The sequence below is a fragment of the Olsenella sp. SW781 genome (assembly GCF_012027725.1).
Taxonomy (GTDB): domain Bacteria; phylum Actinomycetota; class Coriobacteriia; order Coriobacteriales; family Atopobiaceae; genus Thermophilibacter.
This window is the reverse complement of sequence record NZ_SJOU01000002.1, coordinates 83,223-101,384: the sequence shown is the minus strand read 5'-3', so window position 1 is coordinate 101,384 and position 18,162 is coordinate 83,223. Positions and strand designations below refer to the sequence as shown.

General features: G+C 69.4%; 17 protein-coding genes. 9 read left to right on the top strand and 8 right to left on the bottom strand.

The genetic code is table 11. From position 1 onward, the window contains the following. Window positions 1-20: 20 nt before the first annotated feature. Window positions 21-1,844, top strand: coding sequence for an ABC transporter ATP-binding protein (locus E0L17_RS01620; RefSeq protein ID WP_502706245.1), 1,824 nt, complete (start codon window positions 21-23; stop codon window positions 1,842-1,844). Next, complete coding sequence (locus E0L17_RS01615; RefSeq protein ID WP_167929548.1) at window positions 1,837-3,765, top strand: ABC transporter ATP-binding protein; 1,929 nt, start codon at window positions 1,837-1,839, stop codon at window positions 3,763-3,765. The genes E0L17_RS01620 and E0L17_RS01615 overlap by 8 nt, the downstream gene beginning before the upstream one ends. Before the next feature lie 133 nt (window positions 3,766-3,898). On the opposite strand, the gene E0L17_RS01610 is transcribed toward E0L17_RS01615, so the two are convergent. Next, window positions 3,899-4,408 carry an NUDIX hydrolase gene (locus tag E0L17_RS01610; protein WP_167929547.1) on the bottom strand — a complete coding sequence of 170 codons (510 nt, stop codon included), beginning with the start codon at window positions 4,406-4,408 and terminating at the stop codon, window positions 3,899-3,901. A 7-nt stretch (window positions 4,409-4,415) separates the two neighbouring features. Next, the gene (locus E0L17_RS01605; protein ID WP_167929546.1) at window positions 4,416-4,622 is read right to left on the bottom strand and encodes a hypothetical protein; all 207 of its coding nucleotides are present in this window, start codon (window positions 4,620-4,622) and stop codon (window positions 4,416-4,418) included. A gap of 127 nt (window positions 4,623-4,749) precedes the next feature. On the opposite strand from E0L17_RS01605, the gene E0L17_RS01600 reads away from it, so the two are divergent. Continuing rightward, window positions 4,750-5,142 carry a MerR family transcriptional regulator gene (locus tag E0L17_RS01600; RefSeq protein ID WP_167929545.1) on the top strand — a complete coding sequence of 131 codons (393 nt, stop codon included), beginning with the start codon at window positions 4,750-4,752 and terminating at the stop codon, window positions 5,140-5,142. 28 nt (window positions 5,143-5,170) lie between these two features. On the opposite strand, the gene E0L17_RS01595 is transcribed toward E0L17_RS01600, so the two are convergent. Next, the gene (locus E0L17_RS01595; RefSeq protein ID WP_167929544.1) at window positions 5,171-6,007 is read right to left on the bottom strand and encodes an MBL fold metallo-hydrolase; all 837 of its coding nucleotides are present in this window, start codon (window positions 6,005-6,007) and stop codon (window positions 5,171-5,173) included. A gap of 136 nt (window positions 6,008-6,143) precedes the next feature. On the opposite strand from E0L17_RS01595, the gene E0L17_RS01590 reads away from it, so the two are divergent. Beyond that, window positions 6,144-6,620, top strand: coding sequence for a universal stress protein (locus E0L17_RS01590; RefSeq protein ID WP_167929543.1), 477 nt, complete (start codon window positions 6,144-6,146; stop codon window positions 6,618-6,620). A gap of 134 nt (window positions 6,621-6,754) precedes the next feature. Here the strand turns inward: E0L17_RS01590 and E0L17_RS01585 are convergent, their stop codons facing one another. Next, window positions 6,755-7,432 carry a Crp/Fnr family transcriptional regulator gene (locus E0L17_RS01585; protein WP_167929542.1) on the bottom strand — a complete coding sequence of 226 codons (678 nt, stop codon included), beginning with the start codon at window positions 7,430-7,432 and terminating at the stop codon, window positions 6,755-6,757. Between the two features lie 112 nt (window positions 7,433-7,544). Between E0L17_RS01585 and hcp the strand changes: the two genes are divergently transcribed. Together hcp and E0L17_RS01575 are read left to right on the top strand one after the other, a co-directional pair. Next, window positions 7,545-9,110 (top strand): hydroxylamine reductase, encoded by a 1,566-nt coding sequence (gene hcp / locus E0L17_RS01580; RefSeq protein ID WP_206108950.1) that lies wholly within the window; start codon window positions 7,545-7,547, stop codon window positions 9,108-9,110. Between the two features lie 73 nt (window positions 9,111-9,183). Then, window positions 9,184-9,552 (top strand): DUF488 domain-containing protein, encoded by a 369-nt coding sequence (locus E0L17_RS01575; protein WP_167929541.1) that lies wholly within the window; start codon window positions 9,184-9,186, stop codon window positions 9,550-9,552. Between the two features lie 169 nt (window positions 9,553-9,721). On the opposite strand, the gene E0L17_RS01570 is transcribed toward E0L17_RS01575, so the two are convergent. Beyond that, on the bottom strand, window positions 9,722-10,321 hold the full coding sequence (locus E0L17_RS01570; protein WP_167929540.1) for a TetR/AcrR family transcriptional regulator: 600 nt from the start codon (window positions 10,319-10,321) through the stop codon (window positions 9,722-9,724). Window positions 10,322-10,472: 151 nt separating this feature from the next. Between E0L17_RS01570 and E0L17_RS01565 the strand changes: the two genes are divergently transcribed. Then, on the top strand, window positions 10,473-11,915 hold the full coding sequence (locus tag E0L17_RS01565; RefSeq protein WP_167929539.1) for a radical SAM/SPASM domain-containing protein: 1,443 nt from the start codon (window positions 10,473-10,475) through the stop codon (window positions 11,913-11,915). A 66-nt stretch (window positions 11,916-11,981) separates the two neighbouring features. On the opposite strand, the gene E0L17_RS01560 is transcribed toward E0L17_RS01565, so the two are convergent. The 3 genes from E0L17_RS01560 to E0L17_RS01550 all read right to left on the bottom strand — a co-directional run bounded on the left by E0L17_RS01560 (window position 11,982) and on the right by E0L17_RS01550 (window position 14,473). Continuing rightward, a complete protein-coding gene (locus E0L17_RS01560) occupies window positions 11,982-12,521 on the bottom strand; it encodes a redoxin domain-containing protein (protein WP_167929538.1) in 540 nt (179 codons plus the stop codon). Window positions 12,522-12,734: 213 nt separating this feature from the next. Continuing rightward, window positions 12,735-13,640: a DMT family transporter gene (locus E0L17_RS01555; RefSeq protein ID WP_206108949.1), complete on the bottom strand. Its 906-nt coding sequence runs from the start codon at window positions 13,638-13,640 to the stop codon at window positions 12,735-12,737. A 2-nt stretch (window positions 13,641-13,642) separates the two neighbouring features. Next, window positions 13,643-14,473, bottom strand: a complete 831-nt coding sequence (locus tag E0L17_RS01550) for an alpha/beta hydrolase (protein WP_167929537.1) — start codon at window positions 14,471-14,473, stop codon at window positions 13,643-13,645. Window positions 14,474-14,645: 172 nt separating this feature from the next. Here E0L17_RS01550 and E0L17_RS01545 point away from each other — a divergent pair, with 172 nt between their 5' ends. Together E0L17_RS01545 and E0L17_RS10900 are read left to right on the top strand one after the other, a co-directional pair. Next, window positions 14,646-15,803, top strand: coding sequence for an ABC transporter substrate-binding protein (locus tag E0L17_RS01545; RefSeq protein ID WP_167929536.1), 1,158 nt, complete (start codon window positions 14,646-14,648; stop codon window positions 15,801-15,803). A 46-nt stretch (window positions 15,804-15,849) separates the two neighbouring features. After that, window positions 15,850-18,105 (top strand): iron chelate uptake ABC transporter family permease subunit, encoded by a 2,256-nt coding sequence (locus E0L17_RS10900; protein ID WP_286163208.1) that lies wholly within the window; start codon window positions 15,850-15,852, stop codon window positions 18,103-18,105. Window positions 18,106-18,162 lie beyond the last annotated feature (57 nt).

Here is an 18,162-nt window from a genome sequence, read left to right as displayed (position 1 = left end):
TGCTGCCGAAGAAGCCCGTCATGGACCAGGAGTTCGTCAAGACCGCCGCGCACGTGAACTACGCGACGGTGGGCCGCAAGCTCACCGAGAGCGTGCGCGAGTACAAGACCGCGGCCGTCGTCACGCCGCTGCTCGTCCTCGGGGAGGTCGTCTTCGAGGTCATGATCCCGCTCTACACGGCCGACCTCATCGACGCCATCAAGTCCGGCGCCGACCTGAGCCAGATCCTCTCCACGGGAGGCGTGCTCGCGCTCATGGCGCTCGTCTCGCTCGCCTTCGGCGCCGCGGCCGGCCTCACGTGCGCGAAGGCCTCGACCGGCTTTGCGAAGAACCTCCGCAAGGACATGTTCTACAACATCCAGACCTTCTCGTTCGCCGTGATCGACCGCTTCTCGAGCTCGTCGCTCGTGACGCGCATCACCACCGACGTCATGAACGTCCAGATGGCCTACATGATGCTCATCCGCACCGCCATCCGCTCGCCGTTCATGCTCGTGCTCGCGTTCATCGCGGCCTACAGCATGGCCGGGTGGCTCGCCCTCGTCTTCGTGGTCATCATCCCGGTGCTGGCGGTCGCCCTGCTCACCGTGATCCGCAAGGTCGTGCCCGTGTTCCGGCGCATCTTCCGCAAGTACGACGCCCTGAACGAGCGCGCCGAGGAGAACCTCGCCGGCATCCGCGTGGTCAAGTCCTACGTCCGCGAGGACTACGAGAAGGAGAAGTACGACCGCGCCGCGACCGAGGTCCAGAACGACTTCACCTACGCGGAGCGCATCCTCGCCCTCAACGCGCCGATCATGAACTTCTGCATCTACACGGTCATGGTCTTCGTGATCTACGCCGGCTCCTTCGCCATCGTCTCCACGCGCGGCGAGCTGCTCGACGTTGGACAGTTCTCATCGCTCATCACCTACGGCTTCATGATGCTCATGCAGCTCATGATGCTGTCGATGATTTTCGCCCAGGTCGTCATGAGCGAGGAGAACGCGCGCCGCATCTACGAGGTCCTCGACGCCAAGACCACCATCGACCAGCCCGCCGACCCCGTGACCGAGGTCGCCGACGGATCGATCGACTTCGACGGCGTCGGGTTCTCCTATCGCGGCGACAAGGACCACGAGGCCCTTCGCAACATCGACCTCCACATCAGGAGCGGCGAGGTCGTCGGCGTCATCGGGTCGACGGGCTCCGCCAAGTCGACCCTCGTCCAGCTCATCCCGCGCCTCTATGACGTCACGGAGGGGTCCGTCCGCGTGGGCGGGCGCGACGTGCGCGACTACGACCTCGAAACGCTGCGCGACGCCGTCGCCATGGTGCTCCAGAAGAACGTGCTCTTCTCGGGCACCATCGCCGAGAACCTGCGCTGGGGCAACGAGCACGCCACCGACGAGGAGGTCCTCGAGGCGGCGCGCCTCGCCCAGGCGGACGAGTTCGTCCAGACCTTCCCCAACAAGTACGACACCTACATCGAGCAGGGCGGCACCAACGTCTCGGGCGGCCAGAAGCAGCGCCTGTGCATCGCGCGCGCACTCCTCAAGCGCCCCAAGATCCTCATCCTCGACGACTCCACCTCGGCCGTCGACACCAAGACCGACCGGCTCATCCGCGAGGGGTTCCGCAACTACCTGCCCGAGACCACCAAGATCATCATCGCCCAGCGCACCTCGAGCGTCGAGGACGCCGACCGCATCGTGGTCATGGACTCCGGCACCATCGACGACATCGGCACCCACGAGGAGCTCCTGCGCCGGAACGCCATCTACCGGGAGGTCTACCTCTCCCAGAACAAGCAGAGCCACGACGAGCGCGAGCTCGGCGAGCTGGAGGTGAGCGCCGATGAGTAGGAACATGCACCGCGGGCGGGCCCCCAAGTCCATGGGCAGGACCGCCCTCAGGGTCCTCAGGATGCTGCGCGGCTTCTACCCGGTCATGCTGCCGGCCGTCGCGTGCTGCATCCTCGTCCAGTGCGTCGTCCAGGCGATGCCGAACGTCTTCATGGAGCGGGCGCTCACCGTCGTGGGGCAGACCTGGGAGTCCGGCGACTGGGCCACGGCGCAGCCGCAGATCTTCACCAACGCCGCCATCCTCGCCGTGCTCTACTTTGCGAGCCTCATCTGCAACGCCGTGTGGCAGCAGTGCATGGCCATCATCACCCAGGGCTCGCTCAAGAAGTTCCGCTGCCTCATGTTCGACCACATGCAGGACCTGCCTATCAGGTACTTCGACACGCACCAGCACGGCGACGTCATGAGCTACTACACCAACGACATCGACGCCATGCGCCAGATGATCGCCCAGTCGCTCCCCCAGCTCTTCCTCACGATGCTCATGCTCTGCTCCGTCGGCTGCATCATGCTCTGGTACAGTCTGCCGCTCACGCTCGTCGTGGTGGGCGGCGCGGTCATCATGGCGCTTCTCGGCAAGACGCTCGCGAGCCGCTCGGCGAGGAACTTCCTGCGCACGCAGCGTGCCGTGGCGGCCGTGGAGGGCCTCGTCGAGGAGGTCATGAACGGCGAGAAGGTCGTCAAGGTGTTCTCCCACGAGCGCCAGATCGAGCGCGCGTTCGACGAGCTCAACGACGAGTACCAGGACGCCGCCTGCACGGCCAACTCCTACGCGAACACGCTCATGCCCATCCTCATGAACGCCGGCAACCTGCTCTACGTGATCGTCGCCGTGGCCATCGGCGTCTTCCTGGTGCTCGGCATCCCCAACCCCGCCATCTCGGGGCTGCCGCTCACCATCGCCGTGGGCGTGCCCTTCCTCAACATGACCAAGCAGTTCGCCAACCAGATCGGCCAGATATCCAACCAGGTGAACTCCGTGGTCATGGGCCTCGCGGGGGCCGAGCGCATCTTCGAGCTCATCGACGAGGAGCCCGAGCAGGACGAGGGCTACGTCGAGCTCGTGGCCTGCACGATCGACCAGGACGGCACCGTGCGCGAGTGCCAGCGCCGCGACGGGCACTGGGCCGGCCAGTGGGCGTGGAAGCACCCGCACCAGGCCGACGGCACCGTCACCTACACCCCGCTCGCGGGCGACGTGCGCCTCTTCGGCGTCGACTTTGCCTACGAGCCGGGCCACACGGTCCTGCACGACGTCTCGCTCTACGCCAAGCCCGGCCAGAAGGTCGCCTTCGTCGGCGCCACGGGCGCGGGAAAGACCACGATCACCAACCTTCTCAACCGCTTCTACGACATCGAGGACGGCAAGATCCGCTACGACGGGATCAACATCAACAAGATCAAGAAGCCGGACCTCAGGCGCTCGCTCGGCGTGGTACTCCAGGACGTGAACCTCTTCACGGGCACCGTCATGGACAACATCCGCTACGGCCGGCTCGACGCCACCGACGAGGAGTGCATCGCCGCCGCGCGCCTGGCCGGGGCCGACGACTTCGTAAGGCGCCTGCCGGACGGCTACGAGACCATGCTCACGGACAACGGCACCAACCTGTCCCAGGGCCAGCGACAGCTCCTCTCCATCGCGCGCGCCGCGGTCGCGGACCCGCCGGTCATGGTGCTCGACGAGGCCACGAGCTCGATCGACACGCGCACCGAGGCCATCGTCCAGCGCGGCATGGACGCGCTCATGACCGGGCGCACGACGTTCGTCATCGCGCACCGGCTCTCCACCGTGCGCAACTCCGACGTCATCATCGTGCTCGACCACGGCCGCATCATCGAGCGCGGCACGCACGACGAGCTCATCGCCAAGAAGGGGACCTACTACCAGCTCTACACCGGGGCCTTCGAGCTCGAGTAGCGAGAAGGACCTCGCGGGGGTCGGCCTGCCCCGGCATCCCTTCGAGAAGTGCGCTGCGCGGAACTTCTCTTCGGGATGCCGGGGCAGGCCGCTCTCGGTTCTCGCTACAACCCCCTTGCGTCAGCCGCCTTCGTCAGGAGCGGAAGAAGAGGGCATGGGAGTCGCCGGCGGCGCGGCGCCGGCGGAACTCGGCGACGACGGCCATGCGCTCCGCCGTCGAGGCGGCGAGCGGCTCCGGGAGCGCGTCCGTGGCGAACCACCCCACCTCCAGGCTCTCGTCGTCGGCCACGCGCGGCGCGGAGCTGCCGCCCGGGGTGACGCGGCAGGTGAACGTGAGGTCCAGGTACTGCGTCCTGTCGCCGTTGGCATAGGTGGTGACGTGGTCGGCGGCGCGCACGCTCACGAGCTCGAGCGGATCCACGTCCACCCCGGTCTCCTCGGCGACCTCGCGCACGACGGTGTCCGCCGGCTCCTCGCCCGGCTCGTTGATGCCGTAGACGAGCGCCCACTCACCCGTGTCGGCCCGGCGGCCCAGAAGGACGCGGCCGTCGGCATCCTCGACGTAGGCGGTCACGCCGACGAGCCACAGCAGGTCGTGGCCGATCTTCTCCCGCAGGCGCAGGATGAACTCGGGCGTCGCCATGGGACGCCTAGTCGCGCTTCCCGGGCAGGCGCCTGTCCGGGAACTCGATGCGGACCTTGCCGCCCTTCGCGAAGAACAGCACCGCGAGCCCCACGAGCACGATCGGCAGCAGGCTCAGGGCGCCGAGGACGACGTTCACCACGAAGGACACGATAAGCGATATGACCGCCGCCGCGAGCAGGATCGCGGCGATCCTGATGAGGGTCTGTGACATGGGGCCTCCCGTCCGGTTCACTGAGACGAGTATAGCGGCGCCGACGACGCGAAACTCGCAGGTTCTTCTCGCTTGACGCCGACGTTGCGTCGCCGTCTACCCTGAGGTCACAGGAAAGGAGACCCTCATGAACGCACAAGGCTACACCGTCGGCGAGCTCGCGGACCTCGCCGGGGTCACGGTATTCACCCTGCGCCACTACGACCAGCTCGGCCTGCTCCACCCGTCGCGCGACGCGCACAGCAGGTATCGCCACTACGGGCCCAAGGACGTCGACCGCCTGCAGGAGATCCTGCTGTTCCGCCGCATGGGCGCGCCGCTCTCCGACATCGCCCCCCTGCTCAAGGGCAACCGCGAGGCGCGCCGCGCCGCGCTCGCCCAGCAGCTCGAGGCGCTTCGCGCCGAGCACGAGGAGACCGACCGCCTCATCGCCACGGTCGAGCGCTCGATCGAGGCCCTCGACGGCAAGGCGAAGATGACCGACGAGGAGAAGTTCGAGGGCCTGCGCCACACGGCGTAGCCCCTCCCGCCACGCGCGGCGCGGCGCCTCACAGCTCCGCCCGGCTCCCCACGTGAAGGTAGCGCACCCGCCCGCCGAGCCCGTCTCGCAGGATGGCGAAGGCGTCGGTGCCGGTGCAGTGGAACGTGGAGTAGCTCGCCCCGCGCGCGGCGAGCTCCGCCGCGAGCGCGCGCGTGAGGGCCTCGTCCTCGACGGTGCCGCCGCTCGGGTCCATGAGGTGGAAGCCCGCGACGACTGCGTCGAGCGGCGCTCCGGCGATTGCCTCCGCCTCGTCCATGAGGTTCAGGATGCCCCCGTGCGAGCAGCCCGAGACCAGCGTGCGGCGCCCCTCCTCCTCGACCAGAAGGCTCTGCTCGTGCAGGAACCGGTCGGGCTCGAGCGCGCCGGCGCGCCGCTCCATGAGGCGGGCGTTCGAGCGCGCGACGGGGTGGGAGCGCAGCCGCGTGGTGAACAGCGTGATGCCACCGCCCAGGGCGTGGCGCTCCCCCACCGTGCGCACGCGAGGGTCCGCCGCAAGGGCGGGGTCGAGCCCGATGGCATGATGGCGCCCCGGCGTCCCCGACGCGTGCTCCTCGAAAGCGTGCTCGCGCACGAAGACCGGTACCTTGCGCCCCGCCGCCGAGCATGCCCCGAGAAACGCCCCGAGCCCGCCTCCGTGGTCGTAGTGGCCATGGCTCACCACCGCGAAGTCGGCCTCGGTCACGTCCACGCCGAGCGCGCGGGCGTTGGCGAGAAACCCGTCGTCCGGCCCCATGTCGAAGAGCGCGCGCCGGCCGTCCGCAAGCTCGAGCCAGAGCGAGAGGCCGTGGCGCGCCCGCAGGCGGCTCGAGGGCGTCGAGTTCTCCATCAGCACCGTCACGCGCATCGCATGCCCCCCTCCGCGGCCCCGCAGGCCTCACGTCTGCGGGCTTCTCCCCCTCGCTCGCCGAGGCCTCGGCCGGCCGCGCGCCGAGGGGGTATAACCACCTCAAGCGTAACGCTACGTCACGAGGGAGGTAACCATGTACTTCAGAAACATCCTGGTCCCCTATGACGAGTCCGAGCACGCCAAGAGCGCCCTGCACATCGCGCTCGGCCTGGCGGGGCCCTACCCGGAGGCGCGGGTGAGCGTGCTGACCGTCATCGCCTCGGCGGCCCTGCCCAACCCCACGCTGCTCGGGGACGGCGGGATCGGCACCCCCTACGCCATCGCGGACCCGGCGACCTACGAGCGGCTCATGGACTCCGTCGTCAAGAACGCCTGCGCGGACGCCCAGGAGATCATCGACCAGTCGCTTGACGGCGCCGAGTGCAAGGTCGTGGCGGACGCGGTCATCTCCAACTCCCCCGTCGAGGGCATCGCGGAGTACGTGAAGAGCCACGACATCGACCTCGTGGTCATGGGACGGCGCGGCCTCGGCGCCCTGCGCGGCATGATCGGCAGCGTGAGCTTTGGCGTGCTGCGCTCCGTCGACGTGCCGGTCCTCACCGTGAAGTAGCGTGACGGGGGGAGGCGGCGGCACCGTCCCCGCGCCATCCCCGTCGCGTCCGCCCAGACAGAGCCAGCCGACGTTCTTCTCCCCTCCCGGGGCATAAGGCGTCGGCTGACTCTGTCTGGGTGAGATGGGGGGCGTCAGCCCCGGCGCCCGTCCGGGCCCGCGAGAAGCTCGAAGTGGCTCCTGCGGGTCACGATGAGCCCGTCGCGCTGCATGCGCGAGAGCTCGGCGGAGAGGGCGCTTCGGTCCACCCCGAGGTAGTTCGCGAGCTCCTGGCGGGAGAACGGGATGACGAAGGAGCGCGACCCGCGCTCGACCGCCTGCTCGGAGAGATAGGAGAGGACGCGCTCCCTGATGGTGCGCGGGGCGATGTGCATCATGCGCCGCGAGAGCGCGACGTTCTTCTCGGCGGAGACGCGCAGGAGGTTGCCGATGACGCGGTGATGTCGGGGGCAGGCGCGCTCGCAGGTCGTGAGCAGGGACGAGGTCCGCAGCAACAGGACCGTCGCGTCCTCGGCGGCCACGATGTCCACCAGGGTCTCGCCGCCCGGGATCGCCGAGTACGCCTCGGCGAATATCTGCCCGGGGCCGAGGTGCGCGAAGATGGCCCGCTCGCCCCAGTAGTAGTTCGCCTCGACGTTCACGCTGCCCTCGAGCACGACCCCCAGACGCGTGACCACGTCCCCCGCGCGATAGACGCGCTCTCCCCGCCCCAGCCTCAGCTCGCGCGCATCCAGGCAGGGGAGCATCCCCTCTATGTCCCCAGGGTCCAAGCCCTCGAAGAGCACGGAGTGTGAAAGCGCGGTGTAGTCCATGGGAGCCTCCCTCTATGTTGTAGAAACAACATACGCCTCCCCACGCGAGCGGTAAACCTTGTCAGGAAGAGGCCGTCCGCCGGATGGCCGTCCCGAGGGCAAGGAGGCCCAGATGGCTACGACAGGAAACGAGATGTTCTGCTTCCAGTGCGAGCAGACCGCGGGCTGCAGCGGGTGCACCGGGAGGGCAGGCGTGTGCGGCAAGCCCGCCGACGTCGCCCGCCTGCAGGACGAGCTCACGGGGGCGCTCGTGGGCCTCGCGCGCGTCGCGGGTGAGGAGGATGCCCCCGCCGGGGTCTCGAGGCTCGTCCTCGAGGGGCTCTTCACCACCGTCACCAACGTGAGCTTCAACGCCCAGACGGTGCGCGAGCTCACGGCGCGGGTGCGCGGCGCGCGCGAGGCCCTCTCCCCCGCCCGCGACGCGGGTGAATACGACCTCGACCTCATCTGGAACGACCCCGACGAGGACGTGCGCTCGCTCAAGTCGCTCGTGCTCTTTGGCCTCCGCGGCATGGCCGCCTATGCCTACCACGCCATGGTGCTCGGATACACGAGCGACGAGCTCGACCGCTTCTTCCTCAGGGCGCTGCGCTCGCTCGGCGAGCGGCTTGGCCAGGACGAGCTGCTGCCCCTCGTGCTCGAGGTCGGCGAGAAGAACTACGCGTGCATGGAGCTCCTCGACCGCGCCAACACGCAGACGTATGGCGTCCCCGAGCCCACCGAGGTCTCGATGCGCATCGAGCGCGGCCCCTTCATCGTGGTCTCCGGACACGACCTCTTTGACCTGCACACCCTCCTGGAGCAGACCGCGGGCACCGGCGTCTCCGTCTACACCCACGGCGAGATGCTGCCCGCCCACGGCTACCCCGAGCTCAGGAAGTACCCCCACCTCAAGGGCAACTTCGGAACCGCGTGGCAGAACCAGCAGCGGGAGTTCGACGGCATCCCGGGCGCCGTCCTCTTCACCACCAACTGCCTCATGCCGCCCCGCCCGAGCTACGCCGACCGCGTCTTCACCACCGAGGTGGTCTCCTACCCCGGGCTCGTGCACGTCGGCGAGGACAAGGACTTCTCGCCGGTCATCGAGCGGGCGCTCGAGCTCGGTGGGTACCCCGAGGACGTGCAGATGACCGGCATCAACGGCGGCACCACGCTCACCACGGGCTTCGGGCACGGCGCGGTGCTCTCCGTGGCGGACAAGGTGGTCGACGCGGTGAGGTCCGGCCAGATCAGCCGCTTCTACCTCGTGGGCGGATGCGACGGCGCCAAGCCGGGGCGCAACTACTACACCGAGCTCGTGGAGCGGACCCCCGCCGACAGCGTGGTGCTCACGCTCGCCTGCGGCAAGTACCGCTTCAACGACCTCGACCTCGGCACGGTCGCCGGGCTGCCGCGCCTCATGGACATGGGGCAGTGCAACGATGCCTTCAGCGCCGTGACCGTGGCGCTGGCGCTGGCCGACGCCTTCGGGTGCGACGTCAACGAGCTGCCGCTCACCATCATCCTCTCCTGGTACGAGCAGAAGGCCGTGTGCGTCCTTCTCACCCTGCTCTACCTGGGCATCAGAAACATCAAGCTCGGGCCCACGCTGCCCGCCTTCGTCTCGCCCAACGTGCTCGCCTACCTGGTCGAGCACTTCGGGATCGCCCCGATCTCCACGCCGGAGGAGGACCTCTAGCCCTGTGAGGGGGGGGCGGGGCGCCACCACTCCGCCCCCTTCATCAATCGACCGAGCAAGGGAGGGGCAGGACATGTTCGAGCTGAGGTGCAGGCGCGTCTACGGCGGCCCGGAGGCAGGCGACGGGGCGCGCGTGCTCGTTGACCGGCTCTGGCCGCGCGGGCTGCGCCGCGAGGCCGCGGCGCTCGACGCGTGGGAGAGGGGCGTCGCCCCCTCGGCGGAGCTCCGCAGGTGGTTCGGGCACGATCCGAGCCGCTTCGAGGAGTTCTCCGCGCGCTACCGCGCCGAGCTCGACGCGAGCGAGGCCGCGTCCGACTTCTCCGAGAGATGCCGCGCCCTGCTCGCTCGCGGGCCGGTCACGCTGCTCTACGCGGCCCGCGACGAGCGCTGCAACCACGCCGTCGTGCTCGCCGGCTGGCTGCGCGAGCGACTCACGGCGTGACGGGGGCGCCGGCGCGGCGCCGCCCCCGCGCCATCCCCGCCACGTTCGCCCAGACAGAGCCAGCCGACGTTCTTCTCCCCTCCCGGGGCGTAATACGTCGGCTGGCTCTATCTGGGTGAGATGGGGGGCGTCAGCCCCGGCGCCCGTCAGAGCGGCTGGGCGGGGGCCGTCACACGCCGGCCTCGAGGAGGGCGCCGGCGCGGCGCGTCACCTCCTCGAGCGGGACGCTGCGGTCCGAGAGCAGCCACCAGCGGTACAGCGAGAGCAGACCTCCGACGCCGAACGCGAGCAGCATCTCCAGCTCCGTGTCCGAGAGCTCGTCGCGCACGAGGCCGCGCGCCGCGATCTGGCGGGCGAGCGGGCGCGCGAGGCGGTCGAAGAGCAGCTCGGTCGGCACGTGCTCGCAGTAGCGCTGCCGGAGCGCGGCATTCTTGCCCAGGTGCACGGAGAGCGCGTCGAAGAAGGCGGACAGCGGGCGGACGTCCTCGCCCGCCCCCACGCGCCCGCGCATCGTCTCCTCCACCTCGTCGAGCAGCTCCGACACCGCCTCCTCGACGACGGCGTCGAGGATCCCGTCGACGCCGCCGAAGTGCTGGTAGACGGTCTTCCTGTCGACGTCCGCCTCGCGCGCCACGGCGCTCACGGAGATCTGCTCGAAGGGCGTCGTCATGATCAGCCGGTCGAAGGCGCCCATCATGGCTCGGCGGCTCCGGCGCACGCGCCGGTCCACGGCCCGACCGTTCTTCTCGCCCCGTGAGGAATCCCCCATTGTCCGCCCCTCTGTGGAATAGTGGCCAACTCGCTCCCCTTCATGGAAGAGACATACCTAGTATTCCACAGTTGTGGATTTATTCCTAGATGGGTATAAACAGCACCGTTCGGTTCCAGAAACCGTAGGGATCGCATCGGAAGGACCAAGGATGTCGCTTACCCAGACGGCGGAGCGCGCGGCGCTCTACAAGCTCATCGACTACGTGGACGAGGACCCGGAGGCCCGCATCCCCAAGATCATGGACACGATCGACCGCTACACGCCCAAGGACGTCTTCCCCACGCAGCGGGCGGCCTTCAGGAACGCCATCGACGGGCGCAGCAACTGGTACGAGCTCATCCTCAAGGCGTTCCGGCTCAACCCCGAGGTGCGGACGCGCCTGCTCAAGGCCCTCATCGTGGACGCCAACATCCTCGCCTGGCCCGTCCAGGAGAAGGCACGCGAGAAGTACGAGTGCAACATCCCGTGGGCGATCCTCCTGGACCCCACGAGCGCCTGCAACCTGCGCTGCACCGGCTGCTGGGCGGCGGAGTACGGCCATGCGCTCAACCTCTCCTACGAGGACATCTGCTCGATCATCGACCAGGGCCGCGAGCTGGGCTGCCACATCTACATCTACACGGGCGGCGAGCCGCTCGTGCGCAAGGACGACCTCATCCGCATCTGCGAGAGGTACCCTGACTGCGCCTTCCTCTGCTTCACCAACGCCACCCTCATCGACGAGGCCTTCTGCCAGGACATGATCCGCGTGGCCAACTTCGTGCCCGCCATCTCCGCCGAGGGCAACGAGCACACCACCGACTTCCGGCGCGGCGACGGGACCTACGCTAAGATCGAGCGCGCGATGGACCTCCTGCGCGAGCACGGGCTGCCCTTCGGCATCTCGGCATGCTGGACGCGCGCCAACGCCGACGCCATCGCCACCGAGGAGAACATGGACTGGATGATCGAGAAGGGCGCGCTCTTCTGCTGGTACTTCCACTTCATGCCCGTGGGTCGCGCCGCCTCCGCGGACCTCATGCCCACGCCCGAGCAGCGCGAGCGGATGTACCGCTTCGTGCGCGAGATGCGCGACAAGAAGCCGCTCTTCACGATGGACTTCCAGAACGACGGCGAGTTCGTGGGCGGCTGCATCGCCGGCGGGCGGCGCTACCTGCACATCAACGCCGCGGGCGACGTGGAGCCGTGCGTCTTCATCCACTACTCCAACGCCAACATCCACGACGTGAGCCTGCTCGACGCGCTGCGCTCCCCGCTCTTCATGAAGTACTACGAGGGCCAGCCGTTCAACACCAACCACCTTCGTCCCTGCCCCATGCTCGAGAACCCCGACGACCTGCCGCTCATGGTGGCGCAGACGGGCGCCCACTCGACGGACCTCGTGGAGCAGGAGACGCCCGAGCAGCTGCGCGAGAAGACCGAGGCGGCCGCGGCGGCCTGGGCGCCGGTGGCCGAGCGGCTCTGGGCCGACGAGGCCGACCCCATGCACGAGACGAGGAAGCGGTGGAACGAGGGCCAGGCCACGACGGACGTCTCGCGACTCGGGCGCCTCGGCCGGGACCTCACCCGACAGCCGGAGCCCAGGCTGTAGCCTCCCGCGATAGGGGACGAGACGGGGGTGGAGGGGCCGACGCCCGCTCCACCCCCGTCTCGATTCCTATCGCCCGAGCGCCTTGGCGCCGGGACGCCAGCGGGCGGGGCAGACCTGGTCGCCGTGCTCCGCCACGAACTTGGCCGCCTGGAGGAGCCGCAGGAGCTCCTCCGCGTTGCGGCCGATGCCGCTTGCAGTGACCTCGTAGACCTGGATCCTGCCCTCGGGGTCCACGATGAAGGCGCCGCGATCGGCGATGCCGGCCGGCTCGTTGAGGACCTCGAAGTCGCGCGCGAGCACGTGCGCCGGGTCAGCGAGCATGGGATAGGTCACCCTGCCCACGAGCTCTGACGCCTCGTGCCACGCCTTGTGGACGTAGTGGGTGTCGCAGCTGACGGAGTAGAGCTCGCAGCCCTCCGCCCTGAAGGCCTCGTAGCTCTCCTCGAGGTCCACGAGCTCGGTCGGGCACAGGAGCGAGAAGTCGGCCGGGTAGAAGAGGAAGAGGCTCCACCTCCCCAGCACGTCCGCCCTGGTCACGGTGCGGAACTCGCCGTTCTGGTACGCCTTGACGCTGAAGTCGGAGATCTCCTTGCTGATGAGGGACATGGTCGGCTCCTTTGCCGGTAGTGGTTGGTCCCCCTCCGGGGGTTGGGGATTTGTTACCCACTCACTGGCATTTATAGTCGGAAAAGGGGACGGGTTATTTCTCTCAGGGATTTCGGGACAGGCCACGAAGTGTGCCGCGGCGCCCGTCCCAGAATCCCTGAGAGAAATAACCCGTCCCCTTTTTTGCGGATGCGCCCGGAGAGGCCGGGCCGCCTACGCCTCCCCCTCGCGCGGCGTCACGAGCCAGGCGCCGAGCGCCATGAGCGAAAGCGCGAGGAGAAACGCCGGCCCGGGCATGGTCTGGAACAGCGCGAGCGAGAGCGCCGCGCCGATGAACGGGTTCACCGCATAGTAGGCGCTCGTTCGGGCGGCGCCCAGGCCGCGCTGCGCGTACACATAGAAGAAGATCGAGAGCCCGTAGGCCACGAAGCCCAGGAGCAGGGCGGCGGCCGCGTCGGGCGCCGAGGGCGGCGCGTCGCCGGCGAGAAGCGCCACGGCCAGCGCGCCCGCGCCCGACCCCAGCCCCTTCACAACGACCACCTGCGCCGGGTCCCTCTCGGAGAGCCGGCTCGTGCAGTTGTTCTCCACGCCCCAGCAAAGGCACGCGCCGAGCACCATCAGCGAGCCCGCGGAGAAGCTCAGCGCGCCCGCGCCCTCCAGGCTGAGAAGCGCGCACGACAGCGTGATGACCGCGATGCCCGCCCACGTGCGCGGCGCCACCCGCTCGCGGAAGGCGAGAAACGCGATCACCGCCGTCGCCACGATCTCGAAGTTGTTGAGGAGCGCCACGTTCTCCGGAGCGGCGTGCGCGAGGCCCGCCATGAGCAGGATCGGCGCCACCACGTCCAGCAGCACCATCGCCACGACGTAGGGGGCGTCAGCACGCTCGAGGGGCCGCTCGTCCGACGGGCCGCGTCGCACGGCCGCCCGCACGGCCGCGAGCGCCGCCATGCCCACGCCCGCGCCAAGGTAGAGCAGCGCGGCCATCATGTTGGGCGCCACGTCGGCGAGAAGGACCTTGGAGCACGGCGTGGAGAGCGCGTAGAGGCAGGCCGCCAGGAGCGCAGCTGCGACGAAGCGCGCCGGACGGGCGGCCTTCGGGGCGTCCCTCTCCCCCACGGCTACCTCTCCCCCATGAGCTCGTCAAGCCACTCCAGGGCGAGGTCGAGCCAGCGGGCAAGGTGGGGCAGGGCGTCGCCGGCATAGTGCGAGGTCTGCTTCGTGGCGAGCGAGAGACCGTGGCGGCCCTCGTGGAAGACGTGGCACTCGTGGTCCACCCCGTGCGCGGCGAGGGCCCCCGCAAGGAGATAGGCATTGCGCACCGGGACCGTCTCGTCCACCGACGTGTGCCAGAGGAAGGTGGGCGGCGTGGCTTCGCTCACCAGGTCTTGGGCGTGCCGAAGGGGCGAGCCCTCCCCGCAGATGCGCGCGGCGTAGGCGGGGTCGGACGGCCAGCCGGCCTCCAGGTCGACGACCGGGTAGCAGAGCACCTGCCAGGCGACGCGCGCCTCTGCGGCAGAGACCCCCGCGCGAGCGAGAAACGCGTCGTCTCGCGCGAGCGCCGCGTAGGTGGCGCAGAGGTGCGCGCCGGCGGAGCAGCCGACGAGCCCGATGCGCGCCTCGTCCACGTGCCAGCCGTCGGCACGAGAGCGCACGAGCGCCAGCGCGCGGGCGAGGTCCGTCTGCGGCGCGGGCAAAAGCGGGGCCGCCTCAGTGGCGTCGATCACCGTGTAGTCGAGGACGAAGGCCTGGTAGCCTCGGGCAAGGAGCGCCAAGGCAATCGGCTCGCCCTCGCGGTCGGAGCAAAACGCGTAGCCGCCGCCCGGACAGACCAGTGCGGCCGGCCTCCGGCGCACGGCCTGGTCCTCTATGTTGTCCTGCACGTAGGCCGTGAGCGTGGCGGCCTTCGCCCCGTAGCCGGACCCGGGCAGCACAATCCTCTCGACACGCATGGCACCCTCCCGCCGTCAGCTTTCCAGACAAGTCTATAAAAAGGGGACGGGTTATTTCTCTCAGGGATTCCGGGACAGGCCCCGGGGCCTGTCCCGGAATCCCTGAGAGAAATAACCCGTCCCCTTTTTACGTATCATGGGTGAGTCGCCCTCACCGTGAACGGAGTCTCGTATGGCAGCCTGTTCCATCTCGCGCAGGGGCGCGGTTGGACTCGCGCTTCTCGCCACCGCCTCGCTCGCCCTCCCCGGGTGCTCGCCGACGGGCGAGAGGGATGACGCCGAGCTCGGCCTCGCCGCGCTCGGCGAGCCGACGCCCGTGCCCCTCTCCCGTGCCACGCAGTTCTCGCTTGACGCCTACGAGGGCGGCTACCGGCTCGCAACCCTCGCCAGCGGCGATCGCCTCCTCATCGCGCCCGAGGGGGCCGAGGCGCCAAGCGGCCTCCCCGGGGACGTTGCCGTGGCCCAGCGGCCACTCGAGAACGTCTACCTTGCCTCCACCGGCATGATCTGCCTCGTTGACGCCATCGGCGCGCTCGATGCGATCGGCGTGTCGTCCGTGCGTCCCGAGGACTCCCCCACCCAGGCGTTCGCGGAGCGCCTGGAGAGCGGCGAGATCTCCTACGGCGGCATCTACCGCGCGCCGGACTACGAGCTCATCTCGGCCGCAGGCTGCCCGCTCGCCATCGAGAACACCAACATCGACCACGTGCCCGAGGTCCGCGCTAAGCTGGAGGAGCTGGGCGTGACCGTCCTCATGGAGCAGTCGAGCCGCGAGGAGGACATGCTCGGACGCCTCGAGTGGGTCCGTCTCATGGGCGCCCTCTTCGACCGCGAGGATGAGGCGGCAGAGGTCTTCGACGACGTGGCGGCGCGCGTGGAGGAGGCCTCCGCCGAGGGTCCGCTTGGAAGAGCCGTTGCCTTCTTCTACCTGAACGAGGACGGTGCCGCCGTGACGCGCCGCGACGGCGACTACTTTGCCCAGATGATCGAGGCCGCGGGAGGAGAGTACGTGAGCTTCGCCGAGGAGGGCGCCACCGACTCCTCCCCCACCACCGTCACCGTTGAGATGGAGCGCTTCTACGAGGGCGCGCGCGGCGCCGACGTCATCATCTACAACGGCACCATTGACGACGGCGTGGACACCCTCGAGGCACTTGTCGAGAAGAACGCGCTGCTCGCTGACTTTGCCGCCGTGCGCAGCGGCGACGTCTGGACCTGCGACGCCAACCTCTACCAGCAGATCACCAGCATGGCGGACATCATCTCGGACCTGCGCGCCGCCCTCAGCGGCTCGGGCGAGCCCGCCGCCTTCTTCTGGAGGCTGAGCTAGCGTGGCGCGCGCGACAGGCGACAGGGACGGGCGGATGCGACGGGCGATGACGTTCGACCTCGTCGTCCTTCTCGCCCTGTGCGCGCTCCTCGTGGCGAGCCTCTGCCTGGGGAGCGTGGAGACCTCGCCTGCGGAGGTGGCGCGCATCCTTCTGGCCGGCCCGGGAGACACCTCCACGGCGGCGCAGGTCATCTGGCAGATCCGCCTGCCGCGCGTCGTCGAGGCGGTGCTTCTGGGCGGGGCGCTCTCGCTCTCCGGATTCCTGCTGCAGACGTTCTTTGCCAACCCCATCGCCGACCCCTTCGTGCTCGGCGTCTCCTCGGGCGCCAAGCTCGTGGTGGCCGTGGTCATGATCGTGGTGCTCGGCGCGGGCCAGGTCATGAGCCCGGCGGCGTCCGTGGGCGCGGCGTTTCTCGGCTCGCTCGTCACGATGGGCTTCGTGCTGCTCATCTCGCGACGCGTGCGCTCCCAAAGCATGCTCATCGTGGCCGGCGTGATGGTGGGATACATCTGCTCGGCCGCCACCAACTTCCTCGTGGCCTTTGCGGACGACCAGGCCATCGTGAACCTGGACAACTGGTCGCGCGGGAGCTTCTCGGGCGCCACGTGGCCTGACATGGGCATCATCGCCGTTGCGGTGGTCGCCATGGGCGCCGCGGTCTTTGCGCTCTCCAAGCCGCTCGGAGCCTACCAGCTCGGCGAGCCCTACGCGCAGAGCGTGGGCGTGAACGTGGGCGGCCTGCGCATGCTCATCGTACTGGTGTCGAGCCTGCTCTCGGCCTGCGTGGCGGCCTTCGCGGGACCGGTCTCGTTCGTGGGCATCGCCGCGCCGCACCTTGCCCGGCGCGGCGTGGGGTCGTCGCGGCCGCTCCTCGTGACGCCGGCGTGCTTCCTCATGGGGGCGGCCTTCTGCTGCGGGTGCGACCTCATCGCGCGCACGCTCTTCTCGCCGGTCGAGCTCTCCGTGAGCGCCGTCACCGCCGTCTTTGGCGCGCCCATCGTGATCGCCCTCATGCTCCGAACAAAAAGGGGACGGGTTTTTTCTCTCAGAGAAAAAGGGACAGGCTTGCCCGAAGACGCGACGCGAAAGGGCGGCAGCCCCGCCGCCGAGAAGAGCGACCCTGCCCGGGAACCGTCTCAGGACCCGTCCGCAGTCGTGGCGCGGGCGAACGACAACCTGTCCCACTTTCTCAGGGAGAAAAAACCCGTCCCCCTTTCACTGGAGCTGCGGGGGCTTGAGGTGGGGCACGGGAAGCGGGCGCTGGTGCGGGACGTCTGCCTTGCCGTGAGGCCCGGGCAGGTGGTGGCGCTGATCGGCCCCAACGGGTCGGGCAAGACCACGATCCTGCGCACCGTCGCGGGGCAGCTCCGCGCGCTCGGCGGCGTCGTGGAGCTCTTCGGGCGGGCGCTGGGCGACGTCCCCGCGGCAGAGCGCGCCCGCGCCATGTCCGTCATGCTCACGGGCCGCCCGCAGACGGAGCTCCTCACCTGCCGCGACGTGGTGGAGGCGGGCCGCTACCCGTTCACCGGCCGACTCGGGGTGCTGAGCGAGAAGGACCGCGAGGCCGTCACCGCCGCGATGTCCGCGACGGGCGTGCTCGACATCGCGGAGCGCGACTTCGCCCATGTGAGCGACGGCCAGCGGCAGCGCGTCCTTCTCGCCCGCGCGCTCTGCCAGGAGCCGCGCGTGCTGCTGCTCGACGAGCCAACGTCGTACCTCGACGTCCGCTCCCAGCTGGAGGTGCTGCAGCTCCTGCGCCGGGAGGCGCGCGAGCGCGGCATCGCCGTGGTGGCGTCGCTGCACGAGATCGACCTCGCTCAGAAGGCCGCCGACCACGTGATCTGCATCCGGGACGGGCGCGTCATGTGCCAGGGCGCGCCTGACGAGGTATTCACCGCCGAGCGCATCTCCGAGCTCTACGACCTCGCGCCGGGCGCCTACGACCCGATGTTCGGCAGCGTCGAGCTCGTGCGGCCGGAGGGCGAGCCCGAGGTCTTCGTCATCGCCGGGGGCGGCACGGGGGCGGCGTGCTTCCGGCGGCTCGCACGCGAGGGCACGCCGTTTGCCGCGGGCGTGCTGCACGAGCACGATGCCGACGGCCTGCTCGCCGCGCAGCTTGCGACGCGCGTCATCTACGAGCGCGACTTCGAGCCCGTGAGCGCGGAGGCGGTGGAGCGCGCCCGCGAGGTCCTTCTCGCCTGCCGCGAGGTCATCTGCTGCGTGGACGAGTTCGGCACGATGAACGCCCGCAACGCCGAGCTCCTCGACGCCGCCCGCTCAGCCGGCCTCTGCAAGCGGTGAGACGGGGGCTGCGAGACAGGGGGGACGGCGAGACAAGGGGGACAGGTTCGTTTGTCT

Coding starts and splice junctions, on each gene's coding strand:
- E0L17_RS01565 (WP_167929539.1), top strand. CDS start 10,473: ATGTCGCTTACCCAGACGGCGGAGCGCGCGGCGCTCTACAAGCTCATC.
- E0L17_RS10900 (WP_286163208.1), top strand. CDS start 15,850: ATGACGTTCGACCTCGTCGTCCTTCTCGCCCTGTGCGCGCTCCTCGTG.
- E0L17_RS01560 (WP_167929538.1), bottom strand. CDS start 12,521: ATGTCCCTCATCAGCAAGGAGATCTCCGACTTCAGCGTCAAGGCGTAC.
- E0L17_RS01545 (WP_167929536.1), top strand. CDS start 14,646: ATGGCAGCCTGTTCCATCTCGCGCAGGGGCGCGGTTGGACTCGCGCTT.
- E0L17_RS01575 (WP_167929541.1), top strand. CDS start 9,184: ATGTTCGAGCTGAGGTGCAGGCGCGTCTACGGCGGCCCGGAGGCAGGC.
- E0L17_RS01600 (WP_167929545.1), top strand. CDS start 4,750: ATGAACGCACAAGGCTACACCGTCGGCGAGCTCGCGGACCTCGCCGGG.
- E0L17_RS01590 (WP_167929543.1), top strand. CDS start 6,144: ATGTACTTCAGAAACATCCTGGTCCCCTATGACGAGTCCGAGCACGCC.
- E0L17_RS01610 (WP_167929547.1), bottom strand. CDS start 4,408: ATGGCGACGCCCGAGTTCATCCTGCGCCTGCGGGAGAAGATCGGCCAC.
- E0L17_RS01570 (WP_167929540.1), bottom strand. CDS start 10,321: ATGGGGGATTCCTCACGGGGCGAGAAGAACGGTCGGGCCGTGGACCGG.
- E0L17_RS01605 (WP_167929546.1), bottom strand. CDS start 4,622: ATGTCACAGACCCTCATCAGGATCGCCGCGATCCTGCTCGCGGCGGCG.
- hcp (WP_206108950.1), top strand. CDS start 7,545: ATGGCTACGACAGGAAACGAGATGTTCTGCTTCCAGTGCGAGCAGACC.
- E0L17_RS01615 (WP_167929548.1), top strand. CDS start 1,837: ATGAGTAGGAACATGCACCGCGGGCGGGCCCCCAAGTCCATGGGCAGG.
- E0L17_RS01595 (WP_167929544.1), bottom strand. CDS start 6,007: ATGCGCGTGACGGTGCTGATGGAGAACTCGACGCCCTCGAGCCGCCTG.
- E0L17_RS01550 (WP_167929537.1), bottom strand. CDS start 14,473: ATGCGTGTCGAGAGGATTGTGCTGCCCGGGTCCGGCTACGGGGCGAAG.
- E0L17_RS01585 (WP_167929542.1), bottom strand. CDS start 7,432: ATGGACTACACCGCGCTTTCACACTCCGTGCTCTTCGAGGGCTTGGAC.
- E0L17_RS01620 (WP_502706245.1), top strand. CDS start 21: ATGGACCAGGAGTTCGTCAAGACCGCCGCGCACGTGAACTACGCGACG.